Consider the following 14,845-nt stretch of genomic DNA (forward strand, 5'->3'; position numbering starts at 1 on the left):
AGGGCCATCGGCTTGTGACGTCAATCACGACGTCAAGAACTTTTCGTGCCGTCGGGGTGATCCAACGCCTCCGGATGTGACGGGTCTTCAAGGACGTCGCCACCGGGGTGCCGTCATCTACAGAGGCATCACCATGACAACGCTCAGCCTCGACCACGTCGTCCTGACCCGCCGAGGCGTCGCCGTCCTCGCCGGGATCGAGCTCACGCTCGGTCCCGGCCGGACCGCGGCCGTCATGGGCCGCAGCGGGGTCGGCAAGACGACCCTGCTGGAGGTCGCCTGTGGTCTCGTGAGGCCGGACTCCGGCGCCGTGGTGGTCAACGGCGTGCGACTCGACGACGCCCGCGACGCCCTGCGCTCCCGCACGCGTCTGCGCGACGTGGGGCTCGTGTTCCAGCGCGACGAGCTGCTGCCCGAGCTCACCATCGGCGAGAACGTCTCCCTTCCGTTGCGCCTGTCTGGTGCGGCGGCGGCCGACTCGTCGGCCCGGGTCGCCGAGGTGCTGGGCCTGCTCGACATCGGCGACCTGGCCGGTCGCGGGACCGACGAGGTCTCGGGCGGCCAGCTTCAACGCGCGGCGATCGCGCGAGCGCTCGTCCACCGGCCCGCCCTCGTGCTCGCCGACGAGCCGACGGCCGCCCTCGACGAGGCCACGGCCCGCGAGGCCATGGCCCTGCTCCTGACGACGGCCTCGGCCGAGGGCGCCGCGGTGCTGGTGGTCACCCACGACGCGTCCGTGGCCGACATGGCCGAGACCACCTACTCGCTGTCGGACGGACGGCTCACCCCTCGTGATCGCTGACACCGGCCGGGCCGTGCTGCTCGCACTCAGGCTCGGTGCTCGACGGGCGGGCCGCGACGTGCGACTCGACGTCGTCCTGGCACTCGGCGTGGCCCTGACGACGGTCGTCGCGCTGGCCACGGCCGCCTCGTTCGGCGTGGTCGAGCACCGCGACGAGCGCCGCGCCGCGCTCACGCCGTCCCTGCGTTTCGCCGACGACCCGCCCGACACCTCGTTGCTGATGACGGACCCGTCGATCGTCCCCCAGCGCCGATGGAACGGGATGCCGGTCGTCCGCACCTACGTGTCCGGACGCGGACACGTGCCCGGCGTCGCGCGGCTGCCGTCGCCGGGCCAGTACGTCGCCTCGCCCGCGCTGCAGGACGCCATCGCCGACGACGCGGTGGTGAGGGCCCTCTTCACCGGGCGCGAGCTCGTGGGCACGATCTCACCCGACGGGCTCCTCGACCCCTGCGAGGCGCGGGCCGTCGTCGGGGTGCGTCCCGATGCTCCCTTGCTCGCCGAGGTGCTGGGCTTCGGCGGCGGCCCTCCGGGGCACAGCGCCGCGGCCGACGACCGAGCCACGCTCGACGGTGTCGTGACGCTGCTGGCGCTGAGCCTCGTGTGGCTGCCCGCCCTGGCCCTCCTCGTGGTCGTCACCCGGCTCGGCGGACGCACCCACCAGGCTCGGGCCCGAGCCCTGCGCCTCATGGGGCTGACCCGCTGGCAGGTGCGGCTGATCGAGATGTCCGGCGCACTGCTCGTGATCGTGCCCGCAGCGCTCGCCGGCACGGCCGTCGCGGCGCTCCTGGCGTCCCGCCAACGCGTGCCCGGCACCGACATCGCCTTCTTCGCCGCCGACGCCGCCCTCCCGTGGGCGGCACGAGCAGGCGTCGTGGCGGCCGTCGTCGCCGCCCTCGCCGTCGTCGCCGCCCTCGGCGTCGCCATGTCGCCCGACGCCCCACCGTCACGTGCGCCCCGCCTGAGCCGCAGGGCGACACCCGTGGGGTTGGCACTGCTCGTGACCGGGCTGGCGACGCTGCTGGGCATCCCGGTGCTGCGCGAGCTGGTCGGCCCCGTGGCCAACTACCTGCTGTGGCTGGGCTGCGCGGCCGTCGCCGTCGGTCTGGCGCTGAGCGGCCCCGGCCTGGTGGCCCGCGTCGCGACCTCACGTGCCCCCCAAGCGGCCAGGGCGTCGACCCTGGTCGGGCTGAGGATGACGGCGGCCGGCAGCTCGACCCCCCTGCGCCTGGGGAGCCTGCTGTGCGTCCTGGTGATCGTCCTGCTGGGCGGTCGCTCGTTCCTCAACATCCTCAACGGGGGCTCGACGACGGCCTGGCTCGAGACGGCGCACTCCGCGCGCGGCCTGCCCGTCACCGTCACAGACCTGGGCGGCCAGCTCGTGCTGCCCGCCGTCCGCGAGGCCGTCCGGAGCGCCCCGGTGGTGCAGGTGCGCAGCACGAAGGCGAGCGACGGCCGCCCCGTGCAGGTGGCGACGGGGTCGTGCGACGACCTGCGGCGGCTGTCCGGCGAGCCGGCCACCGCCTGCGACGCTCAGCCTCGATGGGTCCACGTGGGCCGCGGCGCCGACCCGACCCGTCACCCCGTCGGCACCGTGCGCGTGGGCGACGCCGACGTCGTCCCGTCCGACGGCGCCGCGATCGAGGCGACGAACCTCCCGCCGGCTCTCGACGGCGCGCTGTTCGTGCCCTCGTCGACCGGCACAGGTCCCTCCCGGGACGGCTCGACGTTCTTCGTCGTCGTCGACGGTCGGTCCGTCGACGAGTCGCTGGCACGGATCAGCGCGGCCGACCCGACCGCGCAGCTCGACCTGGGCGAGACCGACCGGGGCAACCCCGACGCCCAGCAGTTCCCTGCCCAGGCCGAATGGATCACGGTGGCGACGATCGGCGGCATGGCGCTCGGCGTCCTCGCGGTGCTCGCCGGCACCCTCGGCGACGCCCGCGACCGCCGCGGTCGCTACCGCGGCCTCGAGCGCCTGGGGGCCTCCCGCCGGCAGGTCGCAGCCGTGCACGTCTGGGTCACCGGCGTGCCGTTGCTGTCACTCGGGCTCGTCGCCTGCGCGGTGGGCGCCGTGGTCTGCCAAGCCCTGCACGCCGTCGACGACCGGGCCACCTTCCCGGGAGCGACCGTCGCGCAGGCGGCGGTCGCCGTCGTGCTGGCCGCGGCGGGCGTCGCCGCCGCCACCGTCAGCCCGCGGGGACGTCCTTGACGTAGCGCGACTCGAGGAAGGCGGTGAAGGCCGTCACCGTGGGCGCCTTCGCATCGAGCGAGGGGTCGTCCTTGATCAGGATCTCCTCGACTCCAAGCATCTGGCCGTCGCTCGGATCGCCGATCAGGATGTAGCGGTAGCGACCGTTCTCGGGGTCGATGATCGACAGGCCGAGGCCGGCGCGTCCCGCCCTGTCCTTGACCGAGCCGAGCGACACGAAACCCTGCTCGTCGCGCAGCATCCGCCACGTCGCGGCCGCCAGCTCGGGACTCACGACGTGGGTCTCGAACAGCGAGACGACCTCGCGGTAGAGGCACATCGAGCGGACCGGACCGACGGCCCGCGACTCGCACTCGATGTGGTCGAGCAGCGCGTCGGCGAGCCGGGCCGGTGACGTCGGCAGGGAGCGGGCGAAGTCGGCGTCGACGGTGCCCGCCGGGAGCCGCTCGTCGACGGCGTCCGGTCGATCGGGCCGGACGGGTGCCGCCCCACGACCGTCGGCTCTCAGGGGAGCGCCGAGCGTCTCGCGCGTGGTGAGCGATCCATCGGGCGCCAGCCATGCCTCCCTGACCCGCGGGACGATGCTCGACGAGCCGTCCTCGTCGACCTCGGCGAACCAGCTGTCGGACTGCTTGTACTGCACCGCTCCGCTGCCCTCGTCCGGGTCGGCGGCGTCCGCGTCGGCAGCCGCCGCGAGCGAGTCGAGCGTCGTGCGGGGATCTTCTCCCCCCGCGTAGGCGATGCGCACCGCGGACGCGAACTCGTAGTCGAGGCTGGGCAGGCTCTCGGCCACGGCGGCGTCCTGCCGGTGGGCCACGCCGAAGAACACCGCGACCCCCGCGGCCACGGCCAGGACCGCCGCGACGACCCGGCGTGCCCGCCGCCGCGACGACGGCCGTTCGTCGCCCGCCGCGGAGCGCATGCGCGCGATGAAGTCGTCGGCGGACTCGAGGCGCGCCTCGTCGACGTCCTGGCCGTCGTCGAAGCCGAGGGCGGCCGCCTCGCGCCGGAAGGCCTCGAGCTCGTCCACGTGCGCGTGGTCGTCACGACCTCCGGTGCTCATGAGATCCTCTCCTCGGTGTCGGCCACCGGACGGGGCCCGGGGACGCCAGTGGCCTCGCTCAGGTCGCGGAGGCGCTGGCGCAGCCTGCTGACGCGGGTCGTGAAGGCGCTGGTCGAGATGCCCAGCACGGCGGCCGCCTGGGACGGTGGCAGGTCGCGGAAGAAGGCGACGTCGAACAGGTGCTTCTCCGCCGGGGTGAGCTCGCGGTAGATCTGCTGGCTCTCGACGCTGTCGAGGACGGAGTGAGAGGTGTCGTCGGTCACCGGCTCGACCGTCCAGTCCTGGGCGAAGCGGTTGTCGTGGTGCTTGCGGGTGCGCCGCTGCAGCTCTTGGAGCACCTTGTTCTTCGCGATGCCCACGACCCATGCGGGCCAGGCCGCGCGGTCGGGCGGGAACTCGTCCCGCTTGCGCCACACCACCTCGAACGTCTCGGACACCACGTCCTTGGCGGCCTCCGGCCCCACCCGCCGAGCGGCGAACGCGTGGACGGGACGCTTGAGCGCGTCGTAGAGGGCCCCGAACTCCTCGTCGTCCACCGCTGAAGAGTACCGCCACAAGGTGTCTCAACAGCTCGTCACGGTCGCCAGGTAGGCCGCCTCCGCGGAGGTCGCCCACCCGGACGTGCTGGCACGGCTCACCCCCGGGTCGACGCAGATCTTCGATCCCGAGCCGTCCGACTGCTCGTGGAACCAGGTCCGCTGGGAGCGGTGGTTGTAGTACGAGCGGGTCGACGACAGGTCGATCGCCAGGTAGGCGTTCGTCGTGGAGAGCTTCTTGAACGACCCCGTGAAGCTGGTGCCCGACCAGACGCAGAAGGAGCCGGACGGACAGTCCGACCTCGCGCGCATGAGGGGCGTGTCGGTGCTGGACACGGCAGGGCCGCCGGCCGCCGATGCGACGAGCACGGTTCCTGCGAGCAGGTGGGACAGGGCGGAGAGAGTGATCATGCCCCGCTCATCGCGGCACGATCACCCGATCACCCCCGACGATCGATATCGGGATCCCCTGTGATCCTGGCCCCTCGAGTGCGATGAGGCCCGGCGCGGGCGGGGTCAGCCGAGGGCGGACACCGTCCAGGCGATGCGGGACGTGTAGGTCTCACCCGGGCGCAGCGTCGCCGACGGCCATTCGGGGTGGTTGGGCGAGTCGGGGAACAGCTGGGGCTCGAGGGCGATGCCGTCACCCTGGCGCAGCAGGACGCCAGAGGTCGAGCGGTGCCGTCCGTCGAGGAAGTTGCCGGTGTAGACCTGCAGGCCCGGCTGGTCGCTCGAGACGTCGAGACGGGTGCCGGTGGCCGGGCAGTCGAGCCGCGCGACGGGACGCAGACCCTCGCCGTCGAGCACGAGGTCGTGGTCGATGCCGGACGCCGACACGACCTGCGGGTGGGCGGACCGGACGACCTCGCCGACGACGGCCGGCTCGCGCAGGTCGAAGGGCGTGCCGTCGACCGCGGCGTGGTCGCCCAGGGGGATGCCGGTGTCGTCGACCGGGGTGTACCGCTGGGCGTGGACCGTCAGCTCGTGCCCGTCGACGGTGCCCGATCCCTCGCCCGTGAGGTTGAAGTAGGCGTGGTTGGTCATGTTGACCACGGTCGGCGCGGAGGTCGTGGCCGTCATGACGATGTCCACACCGTCGCCGCGCACGGTGTACGTCACCGTGGCACGCACCTCGCCCGGGAAGCCCTGATCGCCGTCGGGGCTCGTCAGCGCCAGCTCGACCGACGTCTCGTCGTGGCGCTCGATGCTCCAGATCCGGCGGTCGAAGCCGTCCGGCCCACCGTGCAGGTGGTTGCCGCGGTCGTTCGTGCCGACCGCCACCTCGCTGCCGTCGAGCGTGAAGCGGCCGGCGGCGATGCGGTTGGCATAGCGCCCGATCGTCCCGCCGAGGTAGAAGGTCGAGTCGAGGTAGTCCTCGGGGGTCGGGTGCCCCAGCACGATGTTGCGGCGGACGCCGTCACCGCCCGTGACGTCGAGCCGGTGCACCGTCGCCCCGAGGTCGAGCACCTGCAGCTCGGGGCCGGGCGCGCGGCCGATGGTCACCACGTGCACGTCCTCGCCGCCGCGCAGGCGGCCGATCGTCTCGACAGTCATGGGTGCGAGTCTCTCGCACCGGGCCCACGACCGGCAGACTGGTCGCGTGCCCCGTGACGACGCCTCGCTGCTGGTGACCGGCCACCCCGACGACGCGGTGCGCTCGGCGGCGGCCGACCTCGCCGTCCCCGCCGTCCAGCTACGAGCGGACGGCGCACCCTGGTCCGAGCTGGTGCACGTCTACGTCGCGCACGGCCCGACGGTCGCGTTCACCCGGCGCGACCTGCGCTCGCCCGGCATCGTGCGGGCCACGGCGGTCGCCCGGGCGGCCGGGTTCGAGACCGCGGTCCGCTCCCCCGGCGGCCGGATGGTCGCCTACGACGCGGGCGCCGTGATCGTCGACCACCTCACGCGCGCCGCCGACCGTCACGGCACCTTCGAGCGCAACGCGCAGCAGCACGCGGCCGTGATCCGCTCGCTGGGCGACGTCGACGCCCGGGTCGGCGAGGTGGAGGGCGAGTACTGCCCCGGCGAGTTCAGCGTCAACGTCGGCGGACGCGTCAAGGTCGTCGGCTCGGCCCAGCGCATCACCGGCACCGGCGCCCTGTTCAGCACCGTGGTGCAGGTCGTCGTCGGCGACCGGGTGCGCCAGGTGATCGCCGACGTCTCGGCCGCCCTGGGCTACGAGCTCGAGGAGTCGACGATCGCAGGGATCGCCGACGTCGCCCCGCACGTCACGACCCAGCAGGTCGCCGACGCCCTCGCGGCCGACTACCGACGCGTCCTCGGCACGGCGGACGCCGAGCTCGACCCGCACGTGCTGGCTCACGCAGCCGCCGCTGCGCGGGTGCCGCGCGACGATCTGCCGCTCGACGTCGACGCGTGGGCCCGCGCTCACCCGCTGACCTAGGCTCGGCCCATGACGACGTGGCCGCTGACCACCGAACGGCTCGCGCTGCGTCCGTTCGAGCCCGACGACTTCGACGCCATCTGGTCGTACCGGCGGCTCCCGGACGTCAACCAGTGGCTGGGCGGGTCGCTCGACCCCGACGAGACGCTGAAGCGGTTCGCCGAGCCGGGCGACGGCCTCACCCAGCTGACGATCCTGCACGAGGGCGGGGTCGTCGGCGACCTGATGCTGCGCGTGCAGGACGCGTGGGCCCAGCGCGACGTCGTCGAGCAGGCGAAGGCCACGGTCGGGGTGCTCGGCTGGACCATGCACCCCGACGTCGGCGGCCGAGGCCTCGCCACCGAGGCCGTGCGCGAGCTGCTGCGCCTCGCCTTCGACGACCTCGGGCTGCGCCGCGTGATCGCCGAGTGCTTCGCGGCCAACGGTCCGTCGTGGCGGCTGATGGAGCGGGTCGGGATGCGGCGGGAGGCCCACCACGTCCGCGACTCGCTCCACCGCACGCGAGGCTGGCAGGACGAGTACGTCTACGCCCTGCTCGCCGAGGAGTGGCGCGACCGTCAGGCGTCGCCGAACGTCGACGCGTCGATCACGAAGCGGTAGCGCACGTCCGAGGCGAGCACGCGCTCGTACGCCTCGTTGATGCCCTCGGCACCGATGACCTCGACCTCGGAGCCGATGCCGTGCTCGCCACAGAAGTCGAGCATCTCCTGCGTCTCGGCGATGCCGCCGATCATCGAGCCGGCGACCGACTTGCGACCCGAGATGAGCGACATCGCGTTGATCTCGATCGGCTTGGGCGGCGCGCCGACGTTGACCATCGTGCCGCCGACCGCGAGCAGGCCGAGGTAGTCGTTGAAGTCGACCGACGCGCTCACGGTGTTGACGATGAGGTCGAAGCGGGCGGCGAGCTGGTCGAAGGTGTCGGGGTCGCTGGTCGCGAAGTAGCTGTCGGCACCGAGGCGCAGACCGTCCTCCTGCTTCTTGAGCGACTGCGACAGCACCGTGACCTCGGCACCGAGCGCGTGGGCGATCTTGACCGCCATGTGCCCGAGGCCCCCGAGCCCGACGACGGCGACCTTCTTGCCCGGGCTGGCACCCCAGTGGCGCAGGGGCGAGTACGTCGTGATGCCGGCGCACAGCAGGGGCGCGGCCGCCGCCGGGTCGATGCCGTCCGGCACCGAGAGGACGAAGTCGGCGTCGACCACGACGTGGGTCGAGTAGCCTCCCTGCGTGACGGTGCCGTCGCGGTCGGTGGCGCCGTAGGTGCCCACCATCCCCTTGACGCAGAACTGCTCGTCGCCGCCCGTGCAGCTGGCGCACTCGCCGCACGAGTTGACCATGCAGCCGACGCCCACGAGGTCGCCGACGGCGTGGCGGGTGACGTTCGAGCCGATCTCGGCGACAGTGCCGACGATCTCGTGACCGGGGGCCAACGGGTACTGCTGCGGCCCCCAGTCGCCCTGCACGGTGTGGATGTCGGAGTGGCAGATGCCGGCGAAGGCGATCTCGATCAGCACGTCGTCGGCGCCGACCTCGCGGCGCTCGATCGTGATGGGGGCGAGGGGCTCGCCGGCGGCGGGGGCGGCATAGGCGTTGACGCGCATGGAGGTCGTCCTTCGGAGTCGGGGGCGCGGACGCGGTGGCGTCCGACCTCTCCATGCAACACGCGCTCGAGGGGTCCCGCAGCCCCAGACCCTAGTGACGTCGGCCTTGTCACACCGCCGGTTCGCCCCCGCGCACCTCGCGCGGCGTCAGGCCCCACCACCGGCGGCAGGCCCGACTCAGCACCGCCTGCTCGGAGAAGCCCAGCAGACCGGCCACCTGGCTGAGCGGCAGGTCGGTCGTGACGAGGTAGCGACGCGCTGCGGTGCGACGGACGTCATTGAGCACCGCCGCGAACGTCGTGCCCTCGTCGGCGAGCCGGCGCTGGAGCGTGCGGGGGTGCAGGTCGAGCAGCCGCGCGACCGCCTCGATGCCGGGGGCGCTCGTGCCGAGCAGCTGCTGCAGCGCGCCCTGCGTCCGCGACGTCAGCAGCACGTCGCCGGCCGGCGACTGGCGGGCGAGGAAGTCGAGCGCCATCTGACGCACCGACTCGTCGCGCGCGGCCAGCGGCAGGTCACCGAGGCTCGACGGCAGGCGCAGCAGCGCCGCGGGCCGGCCGAACCGCACCGGCACGCCGAAGAACTCCTCGTACGCCGAGCGCGGGGCCAAGGGCTGGTGCGGCAGGTCGACGGTGCGCAAGCCGTAGGAGCCGCCCACGAGCGAGACGATCGCCCGGTGCAGCGAGCCCAGGCTGACGTCGGTGCCCTGCCGGGGCGGGTCGATGCCGGCCGGTGTGACGTCGTAGCGCAGCGCGTCGACCCCGCGCACGCCGTCGGGATCGGGGTGCAGCCAGATGCGCATGCCGGGCGCGTGCACGAACAGGTAGCGCGAGGTGGCCTCGAGCGCGTCGCCGATCGACGGCGCGTTCTGGATCGCCAGGGCGAGCGGCCCGAGCAGCGAGACGTCCTGCCGTGCCGCGACCCGCAGCCCGAGGTCGGGGCAGCCGAGCTCGGCGGCCGCGATCTCGAGCACGCGGGCGAGGGCGACGTCCTCGACCAGGACGTCGTCGGCGTCGAGCGCGGCCTCTGGGACGTCCGCGCGGCGGGCGATCGCGATCGGGTCGCCGCCGAGCTGGACGACCACGTCGCGGAACCCTCGGATGCCGGCTGAGCGGATGACGGGCATGTCGTCAAAGATCAAACAGTTGTCGTGCAGAGTCAAGTTCTGCGGCGCGCACCGGAGCAGACTGGAGTCATGAGCACCGTTGACCCCACCGCCCTGCCACTGCCCCAGCACGTCGACGTCGTCGTCGTCGGTGCGGGCCTGTCCGGGATCGGCGCCGGCTACCGGCTGCAGACCGAGTGCCCCGACCAGAGCTACCTGATCCTCGAGTCGCGCGACACGATGGGCGGCACCTGGGACCTGTTCCGCTATCCCGGCGTCCGCTCCGACAGCGACATGTTCACGCTCGGCTACCAGTTCAAGCCCTGGCGCGACGCGAAGTCGATCGCGGACGGACCGACGATCCTGCAGTACATCCGCGACACCGCCGACGAGTTCGGGATCGACGAGCACATCCGCTACGGCACCCGCGTCGTGTCGGCCGACTTCTCGACCGCCGACTCGCTCTGGACGCTGACCCTCGCGCGCGGCGGCGTCGAGACCACCATGACGTGCGGCTTCCTCTACTCCTGCGCGGGCTACTACGACTACGACGACACGTACCGCCCCGACTTCCCCGGCATCGACGACTTCGCGGGCCAGGTCGTCCACCCGCAGTACTGGCCCGAGGACCTCGACTACGCCGGCAAGCGCGTCGTCGTCATCGGCAGCGGTGCGACGGCCGTGACGCTCGTGCCGTCGATGACGTCCGACAGCGAGCAGTCGGGCCGCGCCGAGCACGTCACGATGCTGCAGCGCAGCCCCACCTGGATCAGCGCGGTGCCGAGCCGCGACACGAAGGCCGACTGGCTGCGCGACCACCTGCCGGCCGATGTCGCCCACAGGATCGTCCGCGCCAAGAACATCGCCTTCGGCACCGCGGTCTACCAGTTCTGCCGTCGCCGGCCCCAGCAGGCACGCAAGGTGCTGCTCGGCATGACGACCAAGATCCTCGGCGACGAGCAGATGGTGGCCGACCACTTCACGCCGTCCTACGACCCCTGGGACCAGCGCCTGTGCGCCGTGCCCAGCGGCGACCTGTTCAAGAGCCTGAAGAAGGGCGACGCCGAGATCGTCACCGACACGATCGAGTCGTTCGTGCCCGACGGCATCCGCCTGACGTCCGGTCGCGTGCTCGAGGCGGACGTCGTGGTGACCGCGACGGGCCTCAAGCTGCTGGCCTTCGGCGGCATCAAGCCGCAGGTCGACGGCGAGACCGTGCCGTTGTCCGAGCAGTTCGTCTGGCAGGGCGCGATGATGACCGGCGTGCCGAACTTCGCGGTCTGCATCGGCTACACGAACGCGTCGTGGACGCTGCGCGCCGACCTCTCGCACCGCCTGGTCTGCAAGGTGCTGGGCTGGATGGACGAGAAGGGCTACCCGGCGGTCGCGCCGAGCCCCGACCGTCCGCTCACGGAGCGTCCGCTGCTCGACCTGGCGGCCGGCTACGTCCAGCGCTCGATCGACGCGTTCCCGCGGCAGGGCGACAGCGGCCCGTGGCGCGTGCGTCAGAACTACGTGCTCGACTCGCTCACGACGATGCGCACCGACCTGGCCAGGACGCTCAAGCCCGTCACCCCCGCGCGCTCCGAGAAGGTGGCCTCGTGACCGCGCGGACGATGCGGGCCCAGCGCCTCGACACCTCGACCCTGACGTTGGAGGTCACCGACGTCCCCGTGCCGTCGCCCGGGCCGGGCGAGGTGCTGATCAAGGTGGCGTTCTGCGGCATCTGCCACTCCGATCTCTCCCTGCTCGACGGGACGTTCCCGGCGATGGGACCGCAGGTCATCACGCAGGGGCACGAGGCCTCGGGCACGATCGCCGAGCTCGGGCCCGACGTCGACGGCTGGTCCGTCGGCGACCGGGTCGTGCCGGCAGCCGGACGGCCGTGCGGCCGGTGCCACTCCTGCCTGCGGGCCGACTACGGCCACTGCACGGCGCTGCAGCTGATGGCCTTCGCGTACGACGGGGCCTGGGCCGAGTACACCGTCGCCCAGGCGCCCGGCCTGACGCGCATCCCCGACAACGTCTCGATGGAGCAGGCGGCGATCCTGGCCGACGCCGTCTCGACCCCGTACGGCGCGGTCGTCCACACCGGCGAGGTGCGGGTCGGCGAGTCGGTCGGCGTCTGGGGTGCCGGCGGCGTCGGCACCCACGTGGTCCAGCTGGCCCGCCTGGTCGGCGCGAGCCCGATCGTCGCGGTCGACCTCGACGAGACCGTGCGGCAGCGGGCCCTCGACCTCGGTGCCGACCTGGCCCTCGACTCCCGCGATCCCGATCTCGCGGCCAAGATCCTCGAGATCACCGGCGGCGTGGGCCTCGACGTGGCCTTCGACGCCGTCGGCCTCAAGGTGACCTTCGACCAGGCGATGGCGTCGCTCGGCAACGGTGGGCGCCTGGTCGGCGTCGGCATGAGCGGCGAGGAGTGGGGCCTCGGCGCCAGCATGTGGTTCAACCTGAGCCGCAAGAAGGTGCTGGGCCACCTCGGCTACGAGCCGGCCGACATCGGCACCCTGGCTCGGCTCGTCTCGACCGGCCGCCTCGACCTCAGCCGCTCGATCAGCGGCATCGTGCCGCTCGAGGACGTCGCCGAGGGCATCCGCATCCTGCACGAGCGCGAGGGCAGCCCCGTCCGCATCCTCGTCCAGCCGTAGGACGGCGCGATCGGGGTACGGCACCCCCATGCGCATCTTCTTCACGGGCGGCAGCGGCAAGGCCGGCCAGCACGTCGTCGCCCATCTCGCCGACCGCGGGCACCACGTCACCAACGCCGATCTCGCACCGCTGGGCCATCCTGGGGTCGTCGACCTGACGGTCGACCTCACTGACGCGGGCGACGTCTACTCCGCGATGGCGGGGACCGCCGATCTCGACGAGCTCGACCTCGCCGAGCCGCCCACGTACGACGCCGTCGTGCACTTCGCCGCGATTCCCCGCATCGGTCTGCGGTCCGACGCGTCGACGTACGCGACCAACACGCTGAGCACCTACCACGTGCTGGAGGCGGCTACCCGGCTCGGCATCGGCAAGATCGTGTTCGCGTCGTCCGAGACGACGTACGGCATCTGCTTCGCGCAGGGAGAGCGCAAGCCTCTCTACGTGCCCGTCGACGAGGAGCACCCGACGGTGCCGGAGGACTCGTACGCGATGTCGAAGGTCGCGTCGGAGACGACCGCGCGATCGTTCCACGCCCGCACCGGGGCGGACATCTACGGCCTGCGCATCAACAACGTCATCGAGCCCCACGAGTACGAGGAGCTCTTCCCGTCGTTCCTCGACGACCCGGCCCAGCGCCGCCGCAACCTGTTCGCGTACATCGACGTCCGCGACCTCGGGCAGCTGGTGCAGCGCTGCCTCGAGGTCGACGGACTCGGCTTCGAGATCTTCAACGTCGCCAACGCCGACGTGTCTGTCGCATCGACGACCCAGGAGATCATCGAGGAGTTCTACCCGGGCGTCGAGGTCCGGCGCCCGATGGGCCGCGACGAGACGTTCTACGCCATCGACAAGGCCCGCGGCGTGCTCGGCTGGGAGCCGCAGCACTCGTGGCGCGACGTGCTGCCCGATCCGCGGGCGCTCGTCAGATGACGACGAGCTCCTCGGCGTGCTCGAAGGGCGTCTCGTCACCCTCGTCCACGACGGGGGGACGCTGCTTGGTGACCAGCACCAGCGACAGCACGGCCGCCAGGATCAGCGCGCCGAGCCCCCAGGTGAACGCGACGGTGTAGCCGTGCACGAGCCCCTCGGACGTCCTCGCGACGCCGTTGGCCGTGATGTAGCCCGCCGTCGCGGACGCGGCGATGGTGTTGAGCAGCGCGGTGCCCAGCGATCCGCCGACCTGCTGCGTGGTGTTGACCAGCGCGCTGGCCACGCCGGCGTCGTGGTCCTCGACCCCGACCAGCGCGGTGCTCGAGAGCGCGACGAAGGCCAGGCCCATGCCCACGCTCATGACGATCTGCGCGGGCAGCACGACCGTGAGGTAGCTGCCGTCGACCGAGATCTGGGTGAACATCGCCATGCCGATCGCCGCCATCGCCGTGCCGCCGACCATCAGCGGACGCGGGCCGATGCGCGGCAGCAGCCCGCTCGCCGCTCCGGCACCGACGACGACGCCGACGCTGAACGGCAGGAAGGCGAGCCCGGACTTCACGGCGGAGTACTCCAGCGTGCCCTGCATGTAGTAGACGAGGAACAAGAACATGCCGAACAGTGCGAGCCCCAGCAGCAGCGACACGAGGAACGCGGCGGCCCGGTTGCGCTCGGTGAACACACGCGGCGGCAGCAGGGGCTCGGCCGTGTTCATCTCGATGACCACGAAGGCGACCAGCAGGACGACGGCGGCGACGAGCAGCGAGATCGTGCTCGCGGCCGACCAGCCGCTCTCGGACGCCTTGGTGAACCCGTACACGAGGGCGACGAGGCCCAGCGTGCTGGTGACGACACCCGGGATGTCGTAGCGAGCCTTGCCCTCGGCGCGGCTCTCGCGCACCAGCACGAAGGCGGCGAAGGCCGTCGCGATGGCGATGGGGGTGTTGACGAGCAGCGTCCAGCGCCACGACGCGTACTCGGTGAGCACGCCGCCGAGGATCAGCCCGAGGGCCGCACCGCCGCCGGAGATGCCGCCATAGACGCCGAAGGCCTTGGCCCGCTCCTTGGGCTCGGTGAACGTGACGGTGATGAGCGACAGGGCCGCCGGAGCCATGAGCGCGGCGAACGCGCCCTGCAGCGCGCGGGCGCCGAACAGCTCGATCTGGTTCTGCGCGAGCCCGCCGACGGCCGAGGCCACGCCGAAGCCGACGAGACCGATGATGAAGGCACGCTTGCGGCCGACGAAGTCGGCGATGCGCCCGCCGAGCAGCAGCAGCCCGCCGAAGGCGAGGGCGTACGCGGTCACGACCCACTGGCGGTTGGCGTCGGAGATGCCGAGCGCCTCCTGGGCCGAGGGCAGGGCGATGTTGACGATGCTGGCGTCCAGCACCACCATCAGCTGGGCGACGGCGATGACGACGAGCGCCAGCCACCGCCGCGGATCGACGTCCGTGGACGTCGTGAGGGAGGGAGAAGTCATGCCGACAACGTATGAGTCCAGATCGTCCGAGTCCAGATGATCTGAATGTGACTAATC

General features: G+C 72.3%; 14 protein-coding genes. 7 read left to right on the forward strand and 7 right to left on the reverse strand.

Annotated features, from left to right (window positions below; all coding sequences use genetic code 11):
• The first annotated feature begins 133 nt into the window (after positions 1-133).
• Together DX116_RS03545 and DX116_RS03550 are read left to right on the forward strand one after the other, a co-directional pair.
• The gene (locus tag DX116_RS03545; protein WP_119702803.1) at positions 134-802 is read left to right on the forward strand and encodes an ABC transporter ATP-binding protein; all 669 of its coding nucleotides are present in this window, start codon (positions 134-136) and stop codon (positions 800-802) included.
• Entirely contained in the window at positions 792-3,014 is a 2,223-nt protein-coding gene (locus tag DX116_RS03550) for an FtsX-like permease family protein (protein ID WP_119702804.1), read from the forward strand. Before DX116_RS03545 ends, DX116_RS03550 begins: the two co-directional genes overlap by 11 nt.
• On the opposite strand, the gene DX116_RS03555 is transcribed toward DX116_RS03550, so the two are convergent.
• The 4 genes from DX116_RS03555 to DX116_RS03570 form a co-directional block, all read right to left on the reverse strand.
• Complete coding sequence (locus tag DX116_RS03555) at positions 2,992-4,077, reverse strand: CU044_5270 family protein (protein WP_119702805.1); 1,086 nt, start codon at positions 4,075-4,077, stop codon at positions 2,992-2,994. The two genes, DX116_RS03550 and DX116_RS03555, sit on opposite strands and share 23 nt — an antisense overlap.
• A complete protein-coding gene (locus DX116_RS03560) occupies positions 4,074-4,613 on the reverse strand; it encodes an RNA polymerase sigma factor (RefSeq protein ID WP_158591884.1) in 540 nt (179 codons plus the stop codon). Before DX116_RS03560 ends, DX116_RS03555 begins: the two co-directional genes overlap by 4 nt.
• 27 nt (positions 4,614-4,640) lie before the next feature.
• A complete protein-coding gene (locus DX116_RS03565; RefSeq protein WP_119702807.1) occupies positions 4,641-5,024 on the reverse strand; it encodes a peptidase inhibitor family I36 protein in 384 nt (127 codons plus the stop codon).
• A 105-nt stretch (positions 5,025-5,129) separates the two neighbouring features.
• The gene (locus DX116_RS03570; RefSeq protein ID WP_199715918.1) at positions 5,130-6,167 is read right to left on the reverse strand and encodes an aldose epimerase family protein; all 1,038 of its coding nucleotides are present in this window, start codon (positions 6,165-6,167) and stop codon (positions 5,130-5,132) included.
• A gap of 46 nt (positions 6,168-6,213) precedes the next feature.
• Here DX116_RS03570 and DX116_RS03575 point away from each other — a divergent pair, with 46 nt between their 5' ends.
• Positions 6,214-7,017: a lipoyl protein ligase domain-containing protein gene (locus tag DX116_RS03575; RefSeq protein WP_119702808.1), complete on the forward strand. Its 804-nt coding sequence runs from the start codon at positions 6,214-6,216 to the stop codon at positions 7,015-7,017.
• Between the two features lie 9 nt (positions 7,018-7,026).
• Entirely contained in the window at positions 7,027-7,617 is a 591-nt protein-coding gene (locus DX116_RS03580; RefSeq protein ID WP_119702809.1) for a GNAT family N-acetyltransferase, read from the forward strand.
• Here DX116_RS03580 and DX116_RS03585 read toward each other — a convergent pair.
• The gene (locus DX116_RS03585) at positions 7,575-8,621 is read right to left on the reverse strand and encodes an NAD(P)-dependent alcohol dehydrogenase (protein WP_119702810.1); all 1,047 of its coding nucleotides are present in this window, start codon (positions 8,619-8,621) and stop codon (positions 7,575-7,577) included. The two genes, DX116_RS03580 and DX116_RS03585, sit on opposite strands and share 43 nt — an antisense overlap.
• 109 nt (positions 8,622-8,730) lie before the next feature.
• The gene (locus DX116_RS03590) at positions 8,731-9,744 is read right to left on the reverse strand and encodes an AraC family transcriptional regulator (RefSeq protein ID WP_119702811.1); all 1,014 of its coding nucleotides are present in this window, start codon (positions 9,742-9,744) and stop codon (positions 8,731-8,733) included.
• A 69-nt stretch (positions 9,745-9,813) separates the two neighbouring features.
• On the opposite strand from DX116_RS03590, the gene DX116_RS03595 reads away from it, so the two are divergent.
• Genes DX116_RS03595 through DX116_RS03605 form a run of 3 tightly spaced genes read left to right on the forward strand, consistent with a single transcriptional unit; the run spans position 9,814 to position 13,308 of the window.
• Positions 9,814-11,328, forward strand: a complete 1,515-nt coding sequence (locus tag DX116_RS03595; RefSeq protein WP_119702812.1) for a flavin-containing monooxygenase — start codon at positions 9,814-9,816, stop codon at positions 11,326-11,328.
• Positions 11,329-11,339: 11 nt separating this feature from the next.
• The gene (locus DX116_RS03600; protein WP_119704111.1) at positions 11,340-12,374 is read left to right on the forward strand and encodes a zinc-binding dehydrogenase; all 1,035 of its coding nucleotides are present in this window, start codon (positions 11,340-11,342) and stop codon (positions 12,372-12,374) included.
• A gap of 28 nt (positions 12,375-12,402) precedes the next feature.
• On the forward strand, positions 12,403-13,308 hold the full coding sequence (locus tag DX116_RS03605; protein ID WP_119702813.1) for an NAD-dependent epimerase/dehydratase family protein: 906 nt from the start codon (positions 12,403-12,405) through the stop codon (positions 13,306-13,308).
• Here DX116_RS03605 and DX116_RS03610 read toward each other — a convergent pair.
• Positions 13,301-14,788 carry an MFS transporter gene (locus DX116_RS03610; RefSeq protein WP_119702814.1) on the reverse strand — a complete coding sequence of 496 codons (1,488 nt, stop codon included), beginning with the start codon at positions 14,786-14,788 and terminating at the stop codon, positions 13,301-13,303. The genes DX116_RS03605 and DX116_RS03610 overlap by 8 nt on opposite strands.
• Between the last annotated feature and the right edge of the window lie 57 nt (positions 14,789-14,845).

The organism is Aeromicrobium endophyticum, from assembly GCF_003586285.1.
GTDB lineage: Bacteria > Actinomycetota > Actinomycetes > Propionibacteriales > Nocardioidaceae > Aeromicrobium > Aeromicrobium endophyticum.

What these genes read in the sequence shown, in the direction of transcription:
- DX116_RS03545 (WP_119702803.1), top strand. Translation starts at nt 134, where the DNA reads ATGACAACGCTCAGCCTCGACCACGTCGTCCTGACCCGCCGAGGCGTC.
- DX116_RS03555 (WP_119702805.1), bottom strand. Translation starts at nt 4,077, where the DNA reads ATGAGCACCGGAGGTCGTGACGACCACGCGCACGTGGACGAGCTCGAG.
- DX116_RS03565 (WP_119702807.1), bottom strand. Translation starts at nt 5,024, where the DNA reads ATGATCACTCTCTCCGCCCTGTCCCACCTGCTCGCAGGAACCGTGCTC.
- DX116_RS03570 (WP_199715918.1), bottom strand. Translation starts at nt 6,167, where the DNA reads ATGACTGTCGAGACGATCGGCCGCCTGCGCGGCGGCGAGGACGTGCAC.
- DX116_RS03580 (WP_119702809.1), top strand. Translation starts at nt 7,027, where the DNA reads ATGACGACGTGGCCGCTGACCACCGAACGGCTCGCGCTGCGTCCGTTC.
- DX116_RS03585 (WP_119702810.1), bottom strand. Translation starts at nt 8,621, where the DNA reads ATGCGCGTCAACGCCTATGCCGCCCCCGCCGCCGGCGAGCCCCTCGCC.
- DX116_RS03590 (WP_119702811.1), bottom strand. Translation starts at nt 9,744, where the DNA reads ATGCCCGTCATCCGCTCAGCCGGCATCCGAGGGTTCCGCGACGTGGTC.
- DX116_RS03595 (WP_119702812.1), top strand. Translation starts at nt 9,814, where the DNA reads ATGAGCACCGTTGACCCCACCGCCCTGCCACTGCCCCAGCACGTCGAC.
- DX116_RS03600 (WP_119704111.1), top strand. Translation starts at nt 11,340, where the DNA reads ATGCGGGCCCAGCGCCTCGACACCTCGACCCTGACGTTGGAGGTCACC.
- DX116_RS03605 (WP_119702813.1), top strand. Translation starts at nt 12,403, where the DNA reads ATGCGCATCTTCTTCACGGGCGGCAGCGGCAAGGCCGGCCAGCACGTC.
- DX116_RS03610 (WP_119702814.1), bottom strand. Translation starts at nt 14,788, where the DNA reads ATGACTTCTCCCTCCCTCACGACGTCCACGGACGTCGATCCGCGGCGG.